Source organism: Sinorhizobium fredii USDA 205 (assembly GCF_001461695.1).
Classification (GTDB): domain Bacteria; phylum Pseudomonadota; class Alphaproteobacteria; order Rhizobiales; family Rhizobiaceae; genus Sinorhizobium; species Sinorhizobium fredii.
In genome coordinates, this window is the sequence record NZ_AUTC01000106.1 from 1 (window position 1) to 859 (window position 859).

The 859-nt window shown below is 64.5% G+C and carries 1 protein-coding gene and 1 pseudogene; both read left to right on the plus strand.

Annotated elements, in window-relative coordinates; genetic code table 11:
* Nucleotides 1–217: pseudogene (locus N181_RS11095) on the plus strand (IS21 family transposase); the annotation flags it as partial.
* Nucleotides 214–859: IS21-like element helper ATPase IstB (istB, locus tag N181_RS11100; RefSeq protein WP_060563377.1), on the plus strand; the 646-nt coding region annotated here is incomplete at its 3' end. The pseudogene N181_RS11095 and the gene istB, both read left to right, overlap by 4 nt.

An 859-nucleotide genomic window follows, 5' to 3' on the forward strand; every position in this document is an offset into this window, starting at 1 on the left:
CGAGCTCCTGGCCTTGGCCCACGATCGGGGCTGCGAGCGGGAACTGGCAGAGCGGCTCGCTAAAACACTCGATGCGGGCGAACTGCCGGACATCATCGCGCTGAGGACTTTCTTCGCGCCCGATCCGGCACAGTTGCCCACCGTCAACGTTCGTCTCGCCTCCCTCCAGGGCTATGAGGCCCTGATCGACGCGCGTCATCTGGAGGACGCCGCATGAGAAACGCCCCTGCCATCGACGCCGCCACGCTCAGCACGCTGCTCAATGAACTCCGCCTGCCGGCCATCAAGGTCCTTTGGCCGGACTTTGCCGAACGGGCCGACAAGGAAGGCTGGCCAGCGGCCCGGTTCCTGTCGGTGATCGCCGAACACGAACTGGCCGAACGCGATCGCCGCCGCATCGAACGCCATCTCGCCGAGGCCCGATTGCCACCGGGAAAGACGCTCGACAGCTTTGCTTTCGACGCCGTGCCGATGGTCTCCAAGGCACAGGTCATGGCGATCGCCGCCGGCGATAGCTGGCTCGCCAAGGGAGCGAACATCCTCTTGTTCGGCCCGCCCGGTGGCGGCAAGAGCCATCTCGCCGCCGCAATCGGCCTCGCGCTCATCGAGAACGGTTGGCGGGTGCTGTTCATGCGTACGACCGAGCTCGTTCAGAAGCTGCAGGTGGCACGTCGTGAACTCCAGCTCGAATCCGCCATCGCCAAGCTCGACAAGTTCGATCTGCTCATCCTCGACGATCTCGCCTATGTGACCAAGGACCAGGCGGAAACGAGCGTGCTCTTCGAGCTCATCTCCGCGCGCTACGAGCGGCGATCGATCATGATCACCGCCAACCAGCCCTTCGGCGAATGGAACAGGG